General features: G+C 65.3%; 21 protein-coding genes. 11 read left to right on the forward strand and 10 right to left on the reverse strand.

From position 1 onward, the window contains the following. The first annotated feature begins 21 nt into the window (after window positions 1-21). Together KSS90_RS00675 and sutA are read left to right on the forward strand one after the other, a co-directional pair. A complete protein-coding gene (locus tag KSS90_RS00675) occupies window positions 22-1,356 on the forward strand; it encodes an ammonium transporter (RefSeq protein ID WP_186594498.1) in 1,335 nt (444 codons plus the stop codon). Between the two features lie 432 nt (window positions 1,357-1,788). Beyond that, window positions 1,789-2,118, forward strand: a complete 330-nt coding sequence (gene sutA, locus KSS90_RS00680; protein WP_110734080.1) for a dormancy-specific transcriptional regulator SutA — start codon at window positions 1,789-1,791, stop codon at window positions 2,116-2,118. Window positions 2,119-2,233: 115 nt separating this feature from the next. Here the strand turns inward: sutA and KSS90_RS00685 are convergent, their stop codons facing one another. The 6 genes from KSS90_RS00685 to lptM are packed head-to-tail and all read right to left on the reverse strand — an operon-like array spanning window position 2,234 to window position 6,847. Beyond that, on the reverse strand, window positions 2,234-2,929 hold the full coding sequence (locus KSS90_RS00685) for an HAD family hydrolase (RefSeq protein WP_217867849.1): 696 nt from the start codon (window positions 2,927-2,929) through the stop codon (window positions 2,234-2,236). Further along, window positions 2,926-3,825, reverse strand: coding sequence for a tyrosine recombinase XerC (gene xerC / locus KSS90_RS00690; RefSeq protein ID WP_217867850.1), 900 nt, complete (start codon window positions 3,823-3,825; stop codon window positions 2,926-2,928). Before xerC ends, KSS90_RS00685 begins: the two co-directional genes overlap by 4 nt. Next, on the reverse strand, window positions 3,825-4,535 hold the full coding sequence (locus KSS90_RS00695) for a DUF484 family protein (RefSeq protein ID WP_046853676.1): 711 nt from the start codon (window positions 4,533-4,535) through the stop codon (window positions 3,825-3,827). The genes xerC and KSS90_RS00695 overlap by 1 nt, the downstream gene beginning before the upstream one ends. A 13-nt stretch (window positions 4,536-4,548) precedes the next feature. Then, window positions 4,549-5,379, reverse strand: a complete 831-nt coding sequence (gene dapF, locus KSS90_RS00700; RefSeq protein WP_217867851.1) for a diaminopimelate epimerase — start codon at window positions 5,377-5,379, stop codon at window positions 4,549-4,551. A gap of 4 nt (window positions 5,380-5,383) precedes the next feature. Then, on the reverse strand, window positions 5,384-6,631 hold the full coding sequence (gene lysA / locus KSS90_RS00705; protein ID WP_217867852.1) for a diaminopimelate decarboxylase: 1,248 nt from the start codon (window positions 6,629-6,631) through the stop codon (window positions 5,384-5,386). Between the two features lie 9 nt (window positions 6,632-6,640). Further along, entirely contained in the window at window positions 6,641-6,847 is a 207-nt protein-coding gene (gene lptM, locus KSS90_RS00710) for an LPS translocon maturation chaperone LptM (protein ID WP_217867853.1), read from the reverse strand. 208 nt (window positions 6,848-7,055) lie between these two features. On the opposite strand from lptM, the gene cyaY reads away from it, so the two are divergent. The 3 genes from cyaY to rnk all read left to right on the forward strand — a co-directional run bounded on the left by cyaY (window position 7,056) and on the right by rnk (window position 8,175). Beyond that, the gene (gene cyaY / locus KSS90_RS00715; RefSeq protein WP_217867854.1) at window positions 7,056-7,388 is read left to right on the forward strand and encodes an iron donor protein CyaY; all 333 of its coding nucleotides are present in this window, start codon (window positions 7,056-7,058) and stop codon (window positions 7,386-7,388) included. Window position 7,389: 1 nt separating this feature from the next. Further along, the gene (locus tag KSS90_RS00720) at window positions 7,390-7,608 is read left to right on the forward strand and encodes a DUF1289 domain-containing protein (protein ID WP_046853678.1); all 219 of its coding nucleotides are present in this window, start codon (window positions 7,390-7,392) and stop codon (window positions 7,606-7,608) included. Window positions 7,609-7,764: 156 nt separating this feature from the next. Beyond that, a complete protein-coding gene (rnk, locus tag KSS90_RS00725) occupies window positions 7,765-8,175 on the forward strand; it encodes a nucleoside diphosphate kinase regulator (protein WP_028688614.1) in 411 nt (136 codons plus the stop codon). Window positions 8,176-8,180: 5 nt separating this feature from the next. On the opposite strand, the gene KSS90_RS00730 is transcribed toward rnk, so the two are convergent. The 3 genes from KSS90_RS00730 to KSS90_RS00740 all read right to left on the reverse strand — a co-directional run bounded on the left by KSS90_RS00730 (window position 8,181) and on the right by KSS90_RS00740 (window position 11,818). Beyond that, window positions 8,181-11,045 carry a class I adenylate cyclase gene (locus KSS90_RS00730; RefSeq protein WP_217867855.1) on the reverse strand — a complete coding sequence of 955 codons (2,865 nt, stop codon included), beginning with the start codon at window positions 11,043-11,045 and terminating at the stop codon, window positions 8,181-8,183. Window positions 11,046-11,212: 167 nt separating this feature from the next. Next, entirely contained in the window at window positions 11,213-11,464 is a 252-nt protein-coding gene (locus KSS90_RS00735; protein WP_028688612.1) for a TIGR02647 family protein, read from the reverse strand. Between the two features lie 51 nt (window positions 11,465-11,515). Continuing rightward, the gene (locus tag KSS90_RS00740) at window positions 11,516-11,818 is read right to left on the reverse strand and encodes a hypothetical protein (RefSeq protein WP_046853681.1); all 303 of its coding nucleotides are present in this window, start codon (window positions 11,816-11,818) and stop codon (window positions 11,516-11,518) included. 146 nt (window positions 11,819-11,964) lie between these two features. On the opposite strand from KSS90_RS00740, the gene KSS90_RS00745 reads away from it, so the two are divergent. Then, window positions 11,965-12,624, forward strand: coding sequence for a glutathione S-transferase (locus KSS90_RS00745; protein WP_217867856.1), 660 nt, complete (start codon window positions 11,965-11,967; stop codon window positions 12,622-12,624). A 34-nt stretch (window positions 12,625-12,658) separates the two neighbouring features. On the opposite strand, the gene argH is transcribed toward KSS90_RS00745, so the two are convergent. Further along, window positions 12,659-14,053 (reverse strand): argininosuccinate lyase, encoded by a 1,395-nt coding sequence (gene argH, locus KSS90_RS00750; RefSeq protein ID WP_217867857.1) that lies wholly within the window; start codon window positions 14,051-14,053, stop codon window positions 12,659-12,661. Window positions 14,054-14,350: 297 nt separating this feature from the next. Between argH and KSS90_RS00755 the strand changes: the two genes are divergently transcribed. The 5 genes from KSS90_RS00755 (at window position 14,351) to KSS90_RS00775 (ending at window position 19,370) form a co-directional block, all read left to right on the forward strand. After that, window positions 14,351-15,100 (forward strand): LytR/AlgR family response regulator transcription factor, encoded by a 750-nt coding sequence (locus tag KSS90_RS00755; protein WP_217867858.1) that lies wholly within the window; start codon window positions 14,351-14,353, stop codon window positions 15,098-15,100. A gap of 182 nt (window positions 15,101-15,282) precedes the next feature. Then, window positions 15,283-16,224, forward strand: a complete 942-nt coding sequence (gene hemC, locus KSS90_RS00760) for a hydroxymethylbilane synthase (protein WP_217867859.1) — start codon at window positions 15,283-15,285, stop codon at window positions 16,222-16,224. Continuing rightward, the gene (locus tag KSS90_RS00765; RefSeq protein WP_217867860.1) at window positions 16,221-16,991 is read left to right on the forward strand and encodes a uroporphyrinogen-III synthase; all 771 of its coding nucleotides are present in this window, start codon (window positions 16,221-16,223) and stop codon (window positions 16,989-16,991) included. Before hemC ends, KSS90_RS00765 begins: the two co-directional genes overlap by 4 nt. A gap of 46 nt (window positions 16,992-17,037) precedes the next feature. Beyond that, window positions 17,038-18,135: a uroporphyrinogen-III C-methyltransferase gene (locus KSS90_RS00770; RefSeq protein ID WP_217867861.1), complete on the forward strand. Its 1,098-nt coding sequence runs from the start codon at window positions 17,038-17,040 to the stop codon at window positions 18,133-18,135. Then, window positions 18,132-19,370 (forward strand): heme biosynthesis HemY N-terminal domain-containing protein, encoded by a 1,239-nt coding sequence (locus KSS90_RS00775; protein WP_217867862.1) that lies wholly within the window; start codon window positions 18,132-18,134, stop codon window positions 19,368-19,370. The genes KSS90_RS00770 and KSS90_RS00775 overlap by 4 nt, the downstream gene beginning before the upstream one ends. Window positions 19,371-19,577: the final 207 nt, after the last annotated feature.

A 19,577-nucleotide genomic window follows, 5' to 3' on the forward strand; every position in this document is an offset into this window, starting at 1 on the left:
AACGCCCCAGGAGAAAACAACATGACTCTGCGCAAGATCGCAGGGCTAGGAGCCCTATTGTCCCTCGTAATGCCAGGGCTGGCCCTGGCCGAGGAAACTGCCGCCCCTGTGCTGAACTCCGGCGACACCGCCTGGATGCTCACCTCGACGGCACTGGTCCTGTTCATGACCATTCCGGGCCTGGCTTTGTTCTACGGCGGTATGGTGCGTTCGAAGAACGTGCTGTCGGTGATGATGCAGTGTTTCGCCATCACTGGCCTGATCAGCATCCTCTGGGTCATCTACGGCTACAGCCTGGCTTTCGATACCGCCGGTATGGAAAAGGGCGTGCTCAACTTCAATTCCTTCATCGGCGGCTTCTCCAAGGCTTTCCTCAGCGGCGTCACGCCGTCGGGCCTGACTTCAGCCACCGCGTTGTTCCCCGAGGCGGTGTTCATCACCTTCCAGATGACTTTCGCCATCATCACCCCGGCGCTGATCGTCGGTGCTTTCGCCGAACGCATGAAGTTCTCGGCGATGCTGATCTTCATGGGCGTGTGGTTCACCCTGGTCTATGCGCCGATCGCGCACATGGTCTGGAGCGGTGACGGCGCGCTGATGTGGGACTGGGGCGTGCTGGACTTCGCCGGCGGCACCGTGGTGCATATCAACGCCGGTATCGCCGGCCTGGTCTGCTGCCTGGTGCTGGGCAAGCGCAAGGGCTACCCGACCACGCCGATGGCTCCGCACAACCTGGGCTACACCCTGATGGGCGCGGCCATGCTGTGGATCGGCTGGTTCGGCTTCAACGCCGGTTCCGCCGCTGCGGCCAACGGTACCGCCGGCATGGCCATGCTGGTGACCCAGATCGCCACCGCCGCCGCCGCCCTGGGTTGGATGTTCGCCGAGTGGATCTTCCACGGCAAGCCAAGCGCACTGGGCATCGCCTCGGGCGTGGTCGCCGGACTGGTCGCCATCACCCCGGCCGCCGGCACCGTCGGCCCGATGGGCGCGCTGGTGATCGGCCTGGTGTCCGGCGTGGTCTGCTACTTCTGCGCCACCAGCCTCAAGCGCAAGCTGGGCTATGACGACTCCCTCGACGCCTTCGGCGTACACGGTATTGGCGGGATCATCGGCGCTCTGCTCACCGGTGTGTTCGCGGCACCTGCTCTGGGTGGTTTCGGCGCGGTAACCGACATCGCCGCACAGTTCTGGATCCAGGCCAAGGGGGTGATCTTCACCGTGGTCTACACCGCCATCGTCACTTACGTGATCCTCAAGGTCCTGGACCTGGTGATGGGCCTGCGGGTTAGCGAAGAAGAAGAGTCGGTCGGCCTCGATCTGGCTCAGCACAACGAGCGCGGCTACAACCTGTAACCGCCACGCTGGAAAACTTGCCCGGTTCGCCGGGCATTTTTTTGCCTGTAGTTTGCCGATACGCGGGGGGCAAACGGTTTCTCTATGCTGATTGCGACGTAGGTATAAAACTTACAAGTCATTGGGTGATTCTGGTGCTTTGCTTTTTCTGCGAGCGCGCTAGAATGCGCGCCGAAGGGAGCCGGACGAGTAAGTCCACACACTTCGCCACCCTTTGCTAGGCTTGCCAATAGCCTGTGGCCAGCAAGGGTTCAAAGGAATTTGTCAGGCCTTGCCAGGAGCAGGGCCTGCAGGGTGCCGGGTCCCCCATGAGGGGGCGGACACCCAGGGCAGTGGCCAATCCACGGCCAGTTGAATTTTCACTGGTGGCTGCCGGTCTACGGCTGCACCGGTCTATAACTAACCTGCTTTTCGCAAGTCATGAGGTAGAACATGAGCGACGACGATCTGGAAAATGATGACCTCGAAGTAGGCGACGAAGACGAGGCTGATGAAGGCCTTGAGGCAGCGGCTGACGACGGCGCGGAAGACTCCGGCGACGACGACAGCAGCCCGGCTCCGGCAGCCAAGGGCAAGTCCAAGGCGGCGGTCTCGGTAGACGAGATGCCGAGCATGGAAGCCAAGCAGAAAGAGCGCGATGCGCTGGCCAAGGCGATGGAAGAGTTCCTGTCGCGCGGTGGCAAGGTGCAGGAAGTGGAGGCCAACGTGGTCGCCGATCCGCCCAAGAAGCCGGACAACAAGTACGGCAGCCGCCCTATCTGAGTGGCTGAAAGTAAAGAAGCCCGCCGTCGCTGCGGGCTTTTTTGTGGGCATCGACTGGTGCTGCTGCGGTTCGCCGCCACGACAAGCCAGGCCATGGGCCGAGCAGCGGCCCCTGTCAGCGCCAGCGCGCCAGCACGTCGGGCAACTGCGACAGCCGCTGGATCTCCGCATCCGGTGCCTGTTCGCTGTTCCAGGGCTTGTGCTGCGGGTTGAACCACACCGCGCGCAACCCGGCGCGCTGGGCGCCGGCGATATCGTCGCCCGGGTGGTCGCCGACATGCACCGCCGCCCCCGCGTCCACCTCGCCGCGCTTCAGGGCCTCGAGGAATGGCGCAGGGTCGGGTTTGCCTATCCCCAGGTCTTCCGCGCACAGGGCGAAGCGGAAGTAGTCCGCCAAGCCAAGTCTTCGCACGTCGGCATTGCCGTTGGTGACCACGCCGAGGGTGTAGTGATGGCGCAGGATCTCCAGCACCGGCTGCACTTCGGGGAACACTTCGACCTGGTGCCGGGCATGCAGGAACACCTCGAAGCCTTCGTTGGCCAGCTCCTGGGCGTGTTTCTCGCTGTAGCCGACCTCTTCCAGGGCGTGGAACAGTACCCGCCGGCGCAGGGCGCTGATGCGGTGCTTGAGGCCCGGCTCGGCCTGTACCAGGCGCTCGCGGATGGCGAACAGATGCTCGACCGGCACGCCACCGAGAATCGGCGCGTTGGCTTCGAGCCAGTCGCGCAGGACGACTTCGGCGCTGGCGATGACCGGCGCGGTGTCCCACAGGGTGTCGTCGAGGTCGAAGGTGATCAGCTTGATGCTCATGAGTCCGTATCCTTGCTGCGTTTGGCCCGGGGGTGGGCGCTGTCGTACACCGCGGCCAGGTGCTGGAAGTCCAGGTGGGTGTAGATCTGCGTGGTGCTGATGTCGGCGTGGCCGAGCATCTCCTGCACCGCGCGCAGGTCCTGTGACGATTCCAGCAGGTGGCTGGCGAAGGAATGGCGAAGCATGTGCGGGTGCAGGTGCTGGCCGAGCTCGCGCTCGCCGGCGGCCTTGACTCGCAGCTGGATGGCCCGGGGGCCGAGGCGCTTGCCCTGGCGGCTGAGGAACACCGCGTTGTCCCGCGGGCCGGCGATGCCGCGCTGTTTGAGCCAGGCCTGCAATGCCTCGCGGGCCTTGCGACCTACTGGCAACACGCGGCTCTTGCCGCCCTTGCCCTGCACTTGCACCAGGCCGGCGGCCAGGTCCAAGTGTTCGAGGTCGAGCCCGGTCAGTTCGGACAGGCGCAGGCCGGACGAATAGAACAGTTCGAGGATCGCCTGGTCGCGGCGGGCGATGAATTCGTCGTCGACGCCGCCATCGAGTAGCTGCAGGGCGCGGTCGGTGTCCAGCACCTTGGGCAGGCGCCGCTCACCCTTGGGCGGCGCCAGGCCATTGGCCGGGTCGTGCTGGCAATGGCCTTCGCGGTTGAGGTAGCGGTACAGCCCGCGCACCGCTGAAAGCAGGCGCGCCAGGCTGCGCGAGGACTGGCCGTGATGGTGCTGGCGGGCGACCAGCTGGCGCAGTTGCTGGACCTGCAGGGCCGCCCAGCCGGTGATGCCCTGGGCGTTGCAGAATTCGATGACCTTCTCGAGGTCACGGCGGTAGGCCAGCAGGGTGTGCTCGGACACCTGGCGCTCATTGCGCAGGTGTGCGCAATAAGCCTCCAGCTGGCGTTCCATCAGCGCACCGAGCGCAGTGTCTGGGTGAAGCGTGGCACCACGCGGCCGAGCACTTCGGCGATGTAGCTGAGGAACAAGGTGCCGACACTGCTCTTGTAGTGCTGCGGATCGCGACTGCCGATCGCCAGTACACCGTGCAGGCCCTGGTACTCGAGGGTGGCCACGGCGCTGGAGCCGACTTCCTTGTGCTGATCGTTGCCGAACAGGAACGCCAACTCGTGCTCGCGCAGGCTGCCGCTGATGGTCTTGCCGCCGCCGATCAGACCGCCGATGGCCTGTTGCGCCTCGGCCCCGGAAACCCAGCGCCCCACGGGCGCCGCGTTTTCGCCGAACAGGATCAGGCTGACGAAGGGCACCTGGAACTCCTGGCGCAGGCTGTCCTCGACCGCCATCACCACCTCTTCCAGGGTGCTGGCGTCGAGCAGGTCGAGGATCAGCCGGCGGGTCTTGTCGAACAGCCGGTCGTTGTCGCGGGCCACGTCCATCAGTTGCGACAGGCGATGGCGCATCTCGATGTTGCGGTCGCGCAGCAGCTTGAGCTGGCGCTCCACCAGCGACACGCTGTCGCCGCGCTGATGGGGAATGCGCTGTTCGACCAGCAGCTCGTCGTGCTCGGCGAAGAAGGTTGGGTGGGCGCGCAGGTAGGCGACCACCGCTTCGGCATCGAGCTCACTGGCTTGCGGGGATGCAACGTTAGGCTGATCGGTCATGGCGGATACTCGCTTAGAGACGAACTTGTCCTTCGAACACGCGGACGGCGGGGCCGGTCATCAGCACCGGCTTGCCGGGGCCGGCCCACTCGATGCTCAGGCGCCCGCCAGGCAGGTCGATGGTCACGGGTGAGTCCATCCAGCCCTGGCTGATCGCCGCCACCGCAGCGGCGCAGGCACCTGTGCCGCAGGCCTGGGTCTCGCCCGCGCCCCGCTCCCACACGCGCAGGTTGGCGCGGTGGCGGTCGACTACCTGGATGAAGCCTGCATTGACCCGCTGCGGAAAGCGTGGGTGATGCTCGATCTTCGGGCCCAGCTCATGCACCGGCGCACTGCGCACATCGTCTACACGCAGCACCGAATGTGGGTTGCCCATGGACACCGCGGCGATCTGGTACACCTGGCCGTCGACTTCGAGTGCGTAGCTGGTCGCCTGCTCATCGGCGATGAACGGGACCTCGGCCGGGGTAAAGCGCGGCGGGCCCATGTCGACGCAGATCTGCCCATCGTTGCGCACATCGAGGACGATGATGCCGCCCTTGGTCTCGACGCGGATGCGCTTCTTCGCGGTCAGGCGCTTGTCCAGGACGAAACGGGCGAAGCAGCGCGCGCCGTTGCCGCACTGTTCGACTTCGGAGCCATCGGCGTTGAAGATCCGGTAGCGGAAGTCCACATCCGGATTGTTCGGCGCCTCGACGATCAGCAGCTGGTCGAAGCCGATGCCGGTGTTGCGATCGCCCCATTGCTTGGCGTGCTTGGGTTGGATGTGTGCGTGCTGGCTGACCAGGTCGAGGACCATGAAGTCGTTGCCCAGCCCGTGCATCTTGGTGAAACGCAGCAGCATGGGCTCACTCCGGCAGCAGGCTTTCGCCGGCGAACAATTCGGCGACGGTCTCGCGGCGGCGCACTTCGAAGGCCTGGTCGCCATCGACCAGCACTTCGGCGCAACGGCCACGGGTGTTGTAGTTGGAGCTCATGACGAAACCATAGGCGCCCGCGGAGCGCACGGCCAGCAGGTCGCCCTCGGCCAGGTCCAGTACGCGGTCCTTGCCCAGGAAGTCGCCGGTCTCGCAGATCGGGCCGACCAGGTCGTAGGCCCGGCCTTGGCCTTCGCGGGGCTTGACCGCGCTGACGTCCATCCAGGCCTGGTACAGGGCCGGGCGGATCAAGTCGTTCATAGCCGCGTCGATGATGGCGAAGTCTTTGTGCTCGGTGTGCTTGAGGTATTCCACACGGGTCAGCAGCACACCGCCGTTGGCGACGATGTAGCGGCCCGGCTCGAACACCAGGGCCAGGTCGCGGCTGCCGATGCGCTCGCGGATGGCCTTGATGTAATCGGCCAGTTCCGGCGGCTGTTCGTCGCGATAGCGCACGCCGACACCACCACCCAGGTCGAGGTGGCGCAGGTGGATGCCGCACTCGGCCAGGCGGTCGACCAGCACCAGCAGGCGATCGAGGGCATCGAGGAACGGCTCGACGGTGGTCAGCTGCGAGCCGATATGGCAGTCGACGCCGACCACGTCGAGGTTCGGCAACTGCGCGGCGCGCACGTAGATGGCCTCGGCGTCGGCGATGGCGATGCCGAACTTGTTTTCCTTGAGGCCCGTGGAAATGTACGGGTGGGTACCGGCGTCGACGTCCGGGTTCACGCGCAGCGATACCGGCGCGATCTTGCCTATCTCGGCGGCCACCATTTGCAGGCGCTCGAGCTCGTCGGCGGACTCGACGTTGAAGCAGTGGACGCCCACTTCCAAGGCGCGGCGCATGTCCTCGCGGGTCTTACCGACCCCGGAGAACACCACGCGATCGGCGCGGCCACCGGCGGCCAGGACGCGCTCCAGCTCACCGCCGGAAACGATGTCGAAGCCCGCACCCAGGCGCGCCAGCAGGTTCAGCACGCCCAGGTTGGAGTTGGCCTTGACCGCGAAGCAGACCAGGTGCTCCACCCCGTGCAGGGCATCGGTGTAGCTGCGGTACTGCGCTTCGATATGGGCACGCGAGTACACGTAAGTGGGTGTGCCGAAGCGTTCGGCGATCGCCGACAGGGCCACCCCTTCCGCGAACAGCTCGCCGCCGCGGTAGTTGAATGCGTCCATGGGATTTCCTTACTGCGCGGGCGACGCTTCAGGCTGCTCTTGCTGCTGCTCCAGCACCGGCTGCGGCTGGACAGGCTTGGCATGCTGGTGCGATTTGCGTGGGCCTTTGCCGTCCTTGCCGTCTTCCGGCAGGTAGAGAGGGCCTTTCTGACCGCAGGCCGAAACGAGGCAGGCAACCGCGACCACTGCCGCGAGGGAGGAAATCAGGCGTTTCATGGGTGAAATCCTTGGAAAAATGCAGTATTGCGGCCGAGTATACCGAGCGACCACCTGATTGCCTATGCAAGGGGCGCCCCCACTCGGCGGCGCTGCAGCGACCGAAGGTCATGCGGCTTTTTCTTACAGCTATTAGCTTGTAGCTTGAGGCTTTCGCCCTTATCGTGCCCGGCTTGCGTGTGTACAGCCATTTTTCGAGGTCCCTGCAATGAGTTTGAGCGAAGCGCGTTTCCACGACCTGGTCGACGCGACCCAACAGGCCCTGGAAGACCTGTTCGATGAAAGCGGCATGGATCTGGATATGGAGAACTCTGCCGGCGTCCTGACCATCAAGTTCGATAATGGCAGCCAGCTGATCTTCAGCCGCCAGGAACCGCTGCGCCAACTGTGGCTGGCGGACAGGTCCGGTGGCTTCCACTTCGACTACGACCAAGAGAGCGGCAAGTGGGTGTGCGAGAAGAGTGAAGAGCTGCTCGGCGAGATGCTCGAGCGCATCGTCTGGGAGCGGGCCGGCGAGAAGCTGGACTTCGACGAGATCTGAAATGAGCGAACAGCCCAGGCCGCCCAAGCCGCTCTACAGCAATGTGAGCCCGGCAGTACCGTCACCTTGTATCAGCATATGTCGGCTGGATGAGCGCAAGGTGTGTACCGGCTGCCACCGCCATGTCGAGCATATCCGCGAGTGGCGCGCGGCCGATGACGAGCGGCGCCGGCAGATCTGCCGCGAGGCGTTGGCCCTGAAAGCAGGGGCCCAGGCATAGCCACAGCAACGGTGTGGGCTTGAGTATTTACCCGGCTGTGGTAGTGTCAGGTTCTGCGTCGATGACGCCACAGCATTTCGCAAACCCCGCCCTTGGGCGGGGTTTTGCTTTATCTGCCTGTTGAAAATTGCCTGTTCAAAGGAGTCTGACTGGATCATGAGCACCAAGCCTTCCCTCATCCTCACCCGCTTGGACGTGCAGCGTCTCGAGCGCCTGCTCGACGACCTCGATGAAAGCACCCCGGGTGTGCTCGCCCTGCAGGACGAGCTGGACCGTGCCGAGCAGGTGGTCGGGCATGAAGAGGTGCCGGCCGGCGTGGTGACCATGAATTCGCGGGTACACTGCCGCGAAAGTGCCAGCGGCAAGGACTATCACCTGACCCTGGTGTACCCGAAGGACGCCGGCCCCGAGGGCAACGTTTCGATCCTCGCGCCGATTGGCTGCGCACTGCTCGGCCTGTCGGTGGGCGACCAGATCGACTGGCCGGCGCCTGGCGGCAAGACGCTCAAGCTGGAGCTGCTGGCAGTCGAATACCAGCCGGAAGCGGCAGGGGATTTCGATCTCTGAGGTGATCAGGGCTCCAGCCGCGCCTGCAGCTGTTCCAACCCATCGTTGAGTGCCTGCTCCAGCTCGCGCTTGTAGCGCAGATAGAGGCTGGTGGACCCCTGCTCGTCCTCCAGCAGCTCGGACAGGTCTAGGTCAGTGATGTAGCAGCGGTAACTGCCGCTGCTGCGGCGCTGGCGCAGGATCTGCCGGGCGACCACGGCATACAGCTGGTCGCCGTGCTCCAGTTCGGAAAACTCCTGCTGGTCGCAGTAAAGGGTGACATGCACCTCATCGCCCGTGCCGGCCTGGAGGATCGCCTGGACTTCGAAGTAGGCCTGGTTCTGACTGTCGGAGGGCCCCGGCCTGGGTTCCAGGCTGCGCGCCTTGCCAGGGCCGGATGGCAACAACTGGTAGTAGAGGGTGTCCAGTGATGCCAGCGGCAGGCTGTCCAGCGGCAACTGGGCGTCGCGGCGCATCAGCATCGACTGCAGGAAGCGTTGCAACGGCAGCAGCAGGTGCGGTTCGTCCTGCAGCGGCAGCCGTTGCTGCCAGAGCGCGTTGTGCTCGTCGAGTACGTACAGATCGGCCCAACCCTCGAGCAGGCGGTAGAACACCTGAATGCAGCCGGGTTGGCCATGGGCCAGGACCAGTGGCAGGTCGTGATCCTGCAGGGCGTGGGCGTCCAGGTGCAATGGGCTGTAGCTGCCGCGCTCCTCGCCAAGGGCCGCCAGTACCGCGTCGTGGCTGGCGAGGCTGGCCAGGGTGATCTGTCCGGGCTGCAAGTCGAGAATGTGGGTGTGCTGGGCCACCTGCAGCAGGTAGCGGTGGTTCAGGCCTTGATCGAGCAGCCGTTGCACGGTGTCGAAGATCTCCTCGACCCGCTGGCTGATGGCTTGGGCGCGGTTGTGGCAATAGCAGCGCACCCGCACCCGCGGGCGGTGGCTGCGCTGGCCCAGGCTGTTGAGGAAGTCGCGCAGGCAGCGCACCAGAGCATGCTCGCCGTCGTAGCGCTGGACCAGTACCTCGTTCCAACTGTTGAGGGTGATCTGGTCGATGGTCAATACCAGGTTCTCGCGCACCCCGGCGTAGCTCAGCGAGTCGGTGCGCTCGGTGGTCATCAGGATGTTCAGGTCGCGGTGATGACGCAGCGGGTCGACGCCGACATTTACCAGCAGCAGGATCTCGTCGGCCACGCTCGGCTGCAGCAGGCGCACCTCGCTGACTGTCTCCAGAGGCAGGGGAATGCTCTGCTGCAGGCTGCCGATCAGGTTGAACAGCTCGAACTCGCTCAGGTCACTGGCGCCCGGATGCAGGGCCAGGCGCGTGCTGCTGTCGATCACGCCATTGCGGTGGGCCCAGGTGAGCAGCTCTAACAGTTCGCGGCAGCGCTTGATCGGGCTGAAGTGCTCCCACTCGTGTACGCCCAGGTTGCCGTTATACAGCCCCCAGTGGTGTGTGCCCGGTTCCTTGCGGTTGGGTGATTGCACCAGGGTGAGGGTGTCCTCGGCCAGATCCGGGGCGATGCCCGGGTTGATCACCTCGATCTTGCCGGCCCGGCGCTCGAAGGCGGCGTAGAGGCGGCGGCCAAGCACATTGAGGTCACGCTGGTCGGCCCGACTGTTGGCGTTCTGCTGGCGGGCAAACTGGGTCAGGAAGCGATAGCTGTGGTTCAGCTCGGCCACCAATTCGCGGCGCTCGACCGCCACCTGACGGACTTTCCACTGGCTGCGGCTATCGAGCAGTGCCAACTGGCGCTCGTCCCAGCCCCATTCCTCGGTCAGGCGCCCCAGCAACTGGCGCTGCCAGCCCCCGCTACGGCTGCGACCCAGGTCGCCGAGTTTCTTGTTCACCTTCAGATACAGGCTGCGCCGCACCAGTTCCAGGCGTGCCGGCTCGCCACGCAGGAGCAGGTAACGCTCGATGCGGCGGTAGACCATCACATAGGGGTCGAGCTCGTCCAGATCCAGCTGGTTGGCGAACACGGCCTGCTTGTAGTCCAGGCTCAGGCAGCGCACTTGCGGGTGTTCGCTGGCATAGGCCTCGGTGAGCAGCAACTTGAGCAGCGACTTGTAGGGTGAGTCGATGCCCTTGAACAGCTGCCACAGCCCGGCGCCGACGAACTCGCCCGACGGGATATGCGCCAGGTGGCCGAGGTCGAGGTCGTCCTGGGCACGGATGAAGCGCTTGGACAGCAGGGTCTGGGTGTAGTCGCGGTAGTTGTGCTCCTGGTACACCGGCACCAGCCACCACAGAGGCGTGCGCCCGGCCAGCCAGATGGCGGTGCGGTAGAACTCGTCGAGCAGCAGGTAATGCTGGGTGGTGCCGCAGTCGTCGGAGCTGAGCTGGCTGTCACGCTCGCCCTGGACGAAGCCCCGGGGTTCGATCAGGAAGAAGTGGGCTTCGGCGCCCTGGCTGGCCGCCCAGGTTTCGAGCAACTGGCACTTGCGTCGCAGGTCGGCCACGGCCTGCTCGTCCAGGTCCGGTGCATGGCACACCCACAGGTCCATGTCGCTCTGTTCGGCCTGGGCCAGCGTGCCGAGGCTGCCCATCAGGAACAGGCCGTGGATCGGCTGCGGCGGCTTGCCGTGGCGTGGCTTGTAGGTGAACGAGCGGGTCAGGCGCTGGGCTTCGGCGAGCAGCTCGCCGTCGGGCTCGAAACCGGAGACACCGGCGGGGGTGGTGCCGGAAACATAGCCTGGTAGCAGCGGATGATTGACGTGGAAGAACAGCGGCAGCAGCGTGATGACCTGCTGCTGGCGTGTGGATAACCCGTCCATCGCCCGTGCCAGACGGCCCTGGTTGATCTTCAGGAAGCGCGCGCGCAGCTTGGCCAGCTCCTTGCGGTCGATGCCTTGTTCCAGGTCGGGGCGGATTTCGTGGGGGTGGTTCATTGCGCGCTCAGGCAGGCCGGGGAAGCACTGGCGAGTTTAGCCTGAGTGGCGCGGTCGGATAAGGGGTTGCTGGCTTTTTGACGTCAGATTTGCAACGCCTGTGCAAGCCATCGACGGTAAGCCCCGCTCCTGCAGGTCTGCCGAGCTGCAGGAGTGGGAACAGGGGTTCAGGCCGGCTGGGCGGATTTCGATTTGAGGATGGTCAGCAAAAGCCGGACGCTTTCAGCGGCATCGTTACCGAGGCTGGTGAGGTAACCGCCATCGGGTTGGTCGGTGAGCCCTTTGTCATGCAGGCGCTTGGCGGCGGCGACCAGGGCGGGGGAGGCGTCGCTGCTAACCTTGATGCCTTCCTGGTGGTTGTCCAGGTTGAACTGGGAAAGGACTTCCAGTTCGGCGATCAGTTCGGGGGTAAAAGGCATGGGCAACTCCTGACTTCGAGACAAGGATGGAAGTCAGGAGTGTAGTCAGGCTTATTCGATGTCGCCTTGATCCGCCTCAGGTGGCAGCTCCGGCAGGGCGCGCAGGGCGGTTTCGTACCACTCGGTATCGAACGGGCGATCTTCGTCGAGCATGGCGTCGATCTCGATGGCCAGCACGTGGGCCATGAGGTTGAGGATGTCTTCACGCTCGTAGCCGACCAGGGTCAGCTTGTTGAAGGTGGCCTTGGCGGCTGGCGGCTCGCCGCTTTCGATCTGGTTCTCGATCGCCTGGGTCAGGGTGGCCTCGGCGAAGTCTTCTTCATCATTGCTGTCGATGTCTTGGGGTTCGCTCATGGCGGTGCTCCTGTGGTGAGGCGCACAGTGTGCCACGCCTGCGCTGGCAATGCCCGGCCATCAGCGCCGGGCATGGCACTGGCCAAGGGTGGGCAAGGGCGCTATAACAGCCGGGCCAACCCCATACGGCCTTGGAGGCTGTCTCAATGCTCAAGCTTCATGGATTCGCGGTCAGCAACTACTACAACATGGTCAAGCTGGCCTTGCTGGAGAAAGGCGTACACTTCGAAGAGGTGCCGTTCTTCGGCGGCCAGTTGCCTCAAGCCCTGGCCATCAGCCCCCGTGGCAAGGTGCCGGTGCTGCAGACCGAGCACGGTTTCATCAGCGAGACCGGGGTCATCCTCGACTACATCGAGCAGACCCAGCCGGGCAAGGCGTTGCTGCCGGCCGACGCCTTCGGGCAGGCCAAGGTGCGCGAGCTGCTGCGGGAGATCGAGCTGTATATCGAGCTGCCGGCGCGTACCTGCTACGCCGAGGCGTTCTTCGGCGCTGCGGTCGAGCCGCTGATCAAAGAGCGGGCGCGGGCCGACCTGCTGGCGGGTTTTGCCACCCTCAAGCGCAATGGCAAGTTCGCGCCTTATGTGGCGGGTGAGCAACTGACCATCGCCGACCTGATGTTCTGTTTCTCGGTCGACCTGGCCTGCGCGGTGGGCAAGAAGGTGCTGAACATCGACTTCCTGGCGGATTTCCCGGAAGCGAAGGCGCTGTTGCAGTTGCTGGGCGAGAACCCGCACATGGCGCGGATCGTGGCTGACAAGGACGCGGCGATGCCGGCGTTCCTCGAAATGGTCAAGAGCAAGCGCTGACTGGAATCGGGGCCGCAAAGCGGCCCCAGATTGCTTAGCGCGAAGCCAGCAGTGCCTGGCCGCGAACCACTGCCGCGCGCACCTGCGCCGGTGCGGTGCCGCCGATATGGTTACGGGCGTTGACCGAGCCTTCCAGGGTCAGCACGGCAAACACGTCCTGCTCGATCTGGTCGCTGAACTGGCGCAGTTCGTCCAGGCTCATCTCGGCCAGGTCCTTGCCGGTGTCGACGCCATATTTCACCGCGTGGCCGACGATCTCGTGGCAGTCACGGAACGGCAGGCCGCGGCGCACCAGGTAGTCGGCGAGGTCCGTGGCGGTGGAGAAGCCGCGCAGGGCCGCTTCGCGCATGATCGCGTGCTTGGGCTTGATCGCCGGGATCATGTCGGCGAAGGCGCGCAGCGAGTCGCGCAGGGTGTCGGCGGCGTCGAACAGCGGCTCTTTATCTTCCTGGTTGTCCTTGTTGTAGGCCAGCGGCTGGCCTTTCATCAAGGTCAGCAGGCCGGTCAGGGCGCCGAACACGCGGCCGCTCTTGCCACGCACCAACTCCGGCACGTCCGGGTTCTTCTTCTGCGGCATGATCGAGCTGCCGGTGCAGAAGCGATCAGGCAAGTCGATGAACTGGAACTGCGCGCTGGTCCACAGCACCAGCTCTTCGGAGAAGCGCGACAGGTGCATCATGGCAATGCTGGCCGCGGCGCAGAATTCGATGGCGAAGTCGCGGTCCGAGACGCCGTCCAGCGAGTTACCGGCCACGGCCTCGAAGCCCAGCAGCTTGCAGGTCAGCTCGCGGTCGATCGGGTAGGTGGTGCCGGCCAGCGCGGCGCTGCCCAGGGGCATGCGGTTGGCGCGCTTGCGGCAGTCGACCAGGCGCTCGTAGTCGCGGCTGAGCATTTCGAACCAGGCCAGCAGGTGGTGGCCGAAGGTCACCGGTTGTGCGGTCTGCAGGTGGGTGAAGCCGGGCATGATGGTCTCGGCTTCACGCTCGGCCTGCTCCAGCAGACCTTTTTGCAGGCGGGTGATCTCGGCCAGGATCAGGTCGATCTCGTCACGCAGCCACAGACGGATGTCGGTGGCCACCTGGTCGTTGCGGCTGCGACCGGTGTGCAGCTTCTTGCCGGTGATGCCGATGCGGTCGGTCAGGCGCGCCTCGATGTTCATGTGCACGTCTTCCAGGTCGACGCGCCAGTCGAAGGTGCCGGCCTCGATCTCACCCTGGATGGTCTTCAGGCCATCGATGATGGTGTCGCGCTCGGCGTCGCTGAGTACGCCGACCTGCGCCAGCATGGTGGCGTGGGCGATCGAACCCATGATGTCGTGGCGATACAGGCGCTTGTCGAAATCGACCGAGGCGGTGAAACGGGCGACGAAGGCGTCGACGGGCTCACTGAAGCGGCCGCCCCAGGACTGATTGGTCTTGTCGGTGCTCATGGATTCACTCGTTGAAGGCGTGAACGGAAAAGTGGCGCCGATCATAGCAGGGTTGCGCCCGCCGCCGCAGGGCGCCGGTCGCGAGAATCGTCCGGTAGAAAGGGGGTGCGGCATATTCAACGATTGAACGGCAGTGTTCCACGGAGCGTCTACAGTTGGACAAAGGACTGGCGGTGAATCTGCCAGGCCAGTGAATCTTTGGCCTTCGCACCGGTCTGTAGCGTGACCGCGTTTCGGTCGCCCCACACTTGTCTACGCTATACCCGTGCGAGACTCACTCAGGAATCCAGCGCAATTATGAATGTCCTGATCGTTGATGATGAACCCCAGGCTCGCGAGCGCCTGAGCCGGCTGCTTGGCGAGCTGGAGGGTTACACCGTGATGGAGCCCAGCGCCACCAACGGCGAGGAGGCCCTGACCCTGATCGAAAGCCTCAAGCCCGACGTGGTGGTGCTGGACATAGGCATGCCGGGCCTCGATGGCCTGCAGGTCGCCGCCCGGCTGTGCGAGCGCGAATCGCCGCCGGCGGTGGTGTTCTGCACCGGCGACGACGAATACGGCAGCGAAGCCTTCAAGGACAGCACCTTGAGCCATGTCGAGAAACCCATCCAGCCCCCGGCGCTGCGCGATGCCTTGCGTCGGGCCGAAAAACCCAACCGCACCCAACTGGCGGCGCTGACCCGTCCCGCAGGCGACACCGGCGGTGGCCCGCGCAGCCATATCAGTGCCCGCACGCGCAAGGGCATCGAGTTGATCCCCATTCCCCAGGTCATCTATTTCATCGCCGACCACAAGTACGTCACCTTGCGCCACGAGGCAGGCGAAGTGCTGCTCGACGAACCGCTCAAGGCCCTGGAAGACGAGTTTGGCGAGCGTTTCGTGCGTATTCACCGCAACGCGCTGGTTGCCCGTGAGCGCATCGAACGGCTGCAGCGCACGCCGCTGGGGCATTTCCAGCTCTACCTGAAGGGGCTCGAGGGCGATGCCCTGACCGTCAGCCGGCGGCATGTGGCCGGGGTGCGCAAGATGATGCAGTCCTTGCACTGAAACCCTTTGACTGCGTGGGAGCGGCGATGTGGCGACCCGACTTGCCCCGCGATGAGGTGTAGTGCCCGCCATCGCAATCGCGGGTCAAGCCGTTCCCGCGTGGCGCTTTGCTGATCTGAATCTGCGGGCACGCCCGGAGGAGCTGTTATCATCGGCGGCATTTCTCTGCTTCGGGGCGTTTCATGTCCACTCGCGAAATCCGCATTGCCACCCGTAAAAGTGCCTTGGCCCTGTGGCAGGCCGAATACGTCAAAGCCCGCCTGGAACAGGCGCACCCAGGCCTGGTCGTGACCCTGGTGCCCATGGTCAGCCGTGGCGACAAGCTGCTCGACGCGCCGCTGGCGAAGATCGGCGGCAAGGGCCTGTTCGTCAAGGAGCTGGAAACCGCCCTGCTCGACAACGAAGCCGATATCGCCGTGCATTCGATGAAGGATGTGCCCATGGACTTCCCCGAAGGCCTGGGCCTGTACTGCATCTGTGAGCGCGAAGACCCGCGCGATGCCTTCGTCTCCAACACTTTCGCAAGTCTCGAAGCCCTGCCGGCCGGCAGTGTCGTCGGCACTTCGAGCCTGCGCCGCCAGGCGCAATTGCTGGCGCGTCGGCCCGATCTTCAGATCCGCTTCCTGCGCGGCAACGTCAATACCCGCCTGGCCAAGCTCGATGCCGGCGAATACGACGCCATCATCCTCGCCGCCGCCGGCCTGATCCGCCTCGGCTTCGAGGACCGCATCACCGCCTCCATCAGCGTCGAAGACAGCCTGCCGGCGGGCGGCCAGGGCGCCGTTGGGATCGAGTGCCGCAGCGCCGATGCCGAGATCCATGCCTTGCTGGCGCCGTTGCACCATGCCGACACCACCGACCGGGTGGTGGCCGAGCGTGCCCTGAACAAGCGCCTCAATGGCGGTTGCCAGGTGCCGATCGCCTGCTACGCGGTGCTCGAAGGCGAGCAACTGTGGCTGCGCGGCCTGGTTGGCCAGCCCTCCGGCGGCACCTTGCTGGTGGCCGAGGCCAGGGCGCCGCGTACCGATGCCGAGCGCCTGGGCGTGCAGGTCGCCGAAGACCTGCTGGGGCAGGGCGCCGAGGCGATCCTCAAGGAAGTCTACGGCGAGGCCGGCCATCCGTGAGCCCGTGGCGCCTGCTGCTGACCCGCCCTGAAGAGGACTGTGCGGCACTGGCGCAGACGCTGGCCGACGCTGGTATCGCCAGCGCCAGCCTGCCATTGCTGGTGATCGAGGCGCTCGCGCCGGACCCGGCGCAGGTGCAGCGCCTGCGGACGATCGCCGAGGCTCAGGCCATCATCGTGGTCAGCAAGCCGGCGGCCCGCCTGCTGCTGGAGCAGCTTGCCCTGGCGGGAGTGACGCCGCCGACCGCAGGTTGGTTCACGGTAGGTGAAGCGACGGCGCGAATTCTTCAGGACCATGGGCTGCAAGTGGCCTTTCCAGCGGCCGGTGACGACAGCGAGGCCTTGCTCGGGCTGCCCGCCTTGCGCGAGGCTATTGCCGCGCCAGCGAAGCCTCGCGTCCTGATCGTGCGCGGCGTCGGAGGTCGTGAACTGTTGGCGGAGCGTCTTGCCGAGCAAGGTGCTAGTGTCGATTATCTGGAATTGTATCGCCGCTGCCTGCCCGACTACCCCGCTGGAGCCCTCGCCCGACGCATCGATGGGGAACGCCTCAATGGCCTGGTGGTCAGCAGTGGGCAGGGTCTGGAACACTTGCATCGACTCGCGGGTGCGCACTGGCCGCGGTTTTCCCGGTTGCCGCTGTTCGTGCCAAGCCCACGGGTGGCCGAGCAGGCCCGCGCACTCGGGGCGTTGAATATTGTGGATTGCCGTGGCGCTAGCGCCGCGGCCTTGCTGGCAGCCGTGCAGCGTACCGCTGCGCCTGCCTCTTAAGGCGCTAAGCTAGAGAGCGATGCGCCACCATGCAAAGGATGGATACGTGAGCGAAACTGTCTTGTCCAACACCGAACAATCCTCGACGCCCGAGGCGCCGGAATCCTCTACTGCCAAGCCCGCCCGACGCTCCGGCAACGGCTTGGCGCTGTTGGCCCTGCTGCTGGGCGCCGCAGGCGTCGCGGTCGGCGGCTGGGGCGTCTGGCAGGTCCGCCAGCTGCAAGGCAGCGAACAAGACCAGGGCGAACACCTGCAGGCCCTCAACCAGCGCGCCGACGCGCTGCAGCAGCGCGAGCAGCAGCTCAGCGCGCAGCTGGCCAGCCTGCCGGCAGCCAGCGAACTGGAAGATCGCCGCCGCCTGGTGGCGCAACTGCAGGGCGACCAGCAGCGCCTGAGCCAGCGCCTGGAGACTGTTCTGGGCGAAAGCCGCAAGGAATGGCGCCTGGCCGAGGCCGAGCACTTGCTGCGCCTGGCCACTCTGCGTCTGTCGGCGTTGCAGGACATCACCAGTGCCAAGGCGTTGGTCGAGGGCGCCGATGAAATTCTTCGTGAGCAGAGCGACCCGGGCGCCTTCGCTGCCCGCGAGCAGTTGGCACGTAGCCTGGCGACGCTTTCCAGCACCGAGCAGCCGGACCGTACCGGCCTGTTCCTCAAGCTCGCCGCGCAGCGCGAGCTGGTCCAGCAACTCAGCGCCCAGTCGCCGGAGTTCGACAGCCAGGCCGACGCCATGGGCGCCCTGACCGCCGATGGCGACGGTGCCAGCCGCTGGTCGCAGTGGTGGGCGGAGATCTCCAAGTACTTCCAGATCGAGTTCAATGCCGACGACAATGTTCGCCCGCTGCTGTCCGGCCAGTCGCTCAACCAGCTGCGTCTGGCCCTGAGCCTGACCATCGAGCAGGCGCAATGGGCGGCGCTCAATGGCGAAGCCAAGGTCTACACCCAGGCCCTTGACGATGCGCGCAGTGTATTGCTGGCCAACTTCAACCCGGACAACCCGCAGAGCAAGGCGATGCTCGACAACCTCAACCAGCTGGCCGAACAGCCGGTGTCGGTGGTCACCCCTGACCTGAGCGAAAGCCTGGCCGCGGTGCAGGCCTACATCCAGCGCCGTCACCTGCCAGCCGCCGAGGGGGCCAAGCCATGAAGCGCGTCTACCTGCTGGCGGTGCTGGCGATCGTCATCGCCGCAGCGCTGGGCATCGCGATCGCCAAGCACAGCGGCTACGTGCTGATCGCCTACGGCGGCTTCCGCTACCAATCGGGGCTGTGGGCGGCGCTTGGTGCGCTGATCGGGATCGTTCTCTTGCTGTTGCTGGTGCGTTATCTGGTCGGGCTGGTGCTGACGTCCTCCGGGGTGGTCAACCCTTGGTCGCGGCGCAACCGCAGCCGTCGCAAGCGCATCGCCATCGAGCAGGGGCAGCTGGATCTGGCCGAGGGGCGCTGGGCGAGCGCTCAGCGTCATCTACAGCGTGCCGCCGAATCCGACCGCCAGCCATTGCTCTACTACCTCGGCGCCGCCCGTGCCGCCAACGAGCTGGGCCGGGTCGAGGAGCGTGACCAATTGCTCGAACGTGCCCTGGAGCGTCAACCCCAGGCCGAGCTTGCCGTTGCCCTGACCCATGCCCAACTGCAGATGGACCGCGGCGAGACTGAAGGCGCGCTGGAAGCCTTGCAGGCCATGCAGGAGCGCCATCCGCACAATGCGCAGGTACTGCGCTTGCTGCACCGCCTGCATCTGGAGCGTGGCGAGTGGCCGGCGTTGATTCGCCTGTTGCCGGACCTGCGCAAGCACAAGGTGTTGCCCGCGAACGAACTGGCCGATCTGGAACAGCGTGCCTGGGGCCAGAACCTGGGCCTGGCGACCACCCGTGGCGAGGATCCGCAGGCGGCACGCCAGGCGCTCGAGCGCGCTTGGCAGCAGTTGACCAATGCTCAGCGCCAGGAGCCGCAATTGGTGTCGGCCTATGCCGAGCAGCTGCGTCAGGTTGGCGCCCAGGGCGAGGCCGAGCAGGTGCTGCGCGGTGCGCTCAAGCGCGGCTATGAAAGCCACCTGGCGCGGTTGTACGGGTTGGTGCGCGGTGACGATCCGGCGCGCCAGTTGCAAACGGCCGAAGGCTGGCTGAAGGAACATCCGCAGGATCCTAGCCTGTTGCTTACCCTGGGCCGCCTGAGCCTGCAGAATCGCCTGTGGGGCAAGGCCCGTGACTATCTGGAGAGCAGCCTGCGCATGGAGCGCAATCCGGAAGCCTGTGCGGAGTTGGCGCGGCTGCTGGCCGGGCTTGGCGAGACCGAACGCAGCAACCAGTTGTTCCAGGAGGGGTTGGGGCTGCTGGACGAGCGTCTGCTGGCGTTGCCTTTGCCGGAGGGGGTTCGGGCTTAGGAGGCGCCGGTTCTTTTGGATGCGCTGCTCGCCCCGCCCGCGATGCAGTGCGGGGCATGGCGTTGTTGGTGAACGCGCATAAAGCCGCTTCTGCAGCTGCGACGAGTAGCCGTTGGCCAACGCGCCCTCTCAGGAGGGCGGCAGAATATTCCTGCGCTCTTGTCGGAATGATCCCACTTTCTACGAAAATGATTCCCTGTCCATTCA

This window comes from Pseudomonas maumuensis, from assembly GCF_019139675.1.
In the GTDB taxonomy this organism is placed as follows: Bacteria; Pseudomonadota; Gammaproteobacteria; order Pseudomonadales; family Pseudomonadaceae; genus Aquipseudomonas; species Aquipseudomonas maumuensis.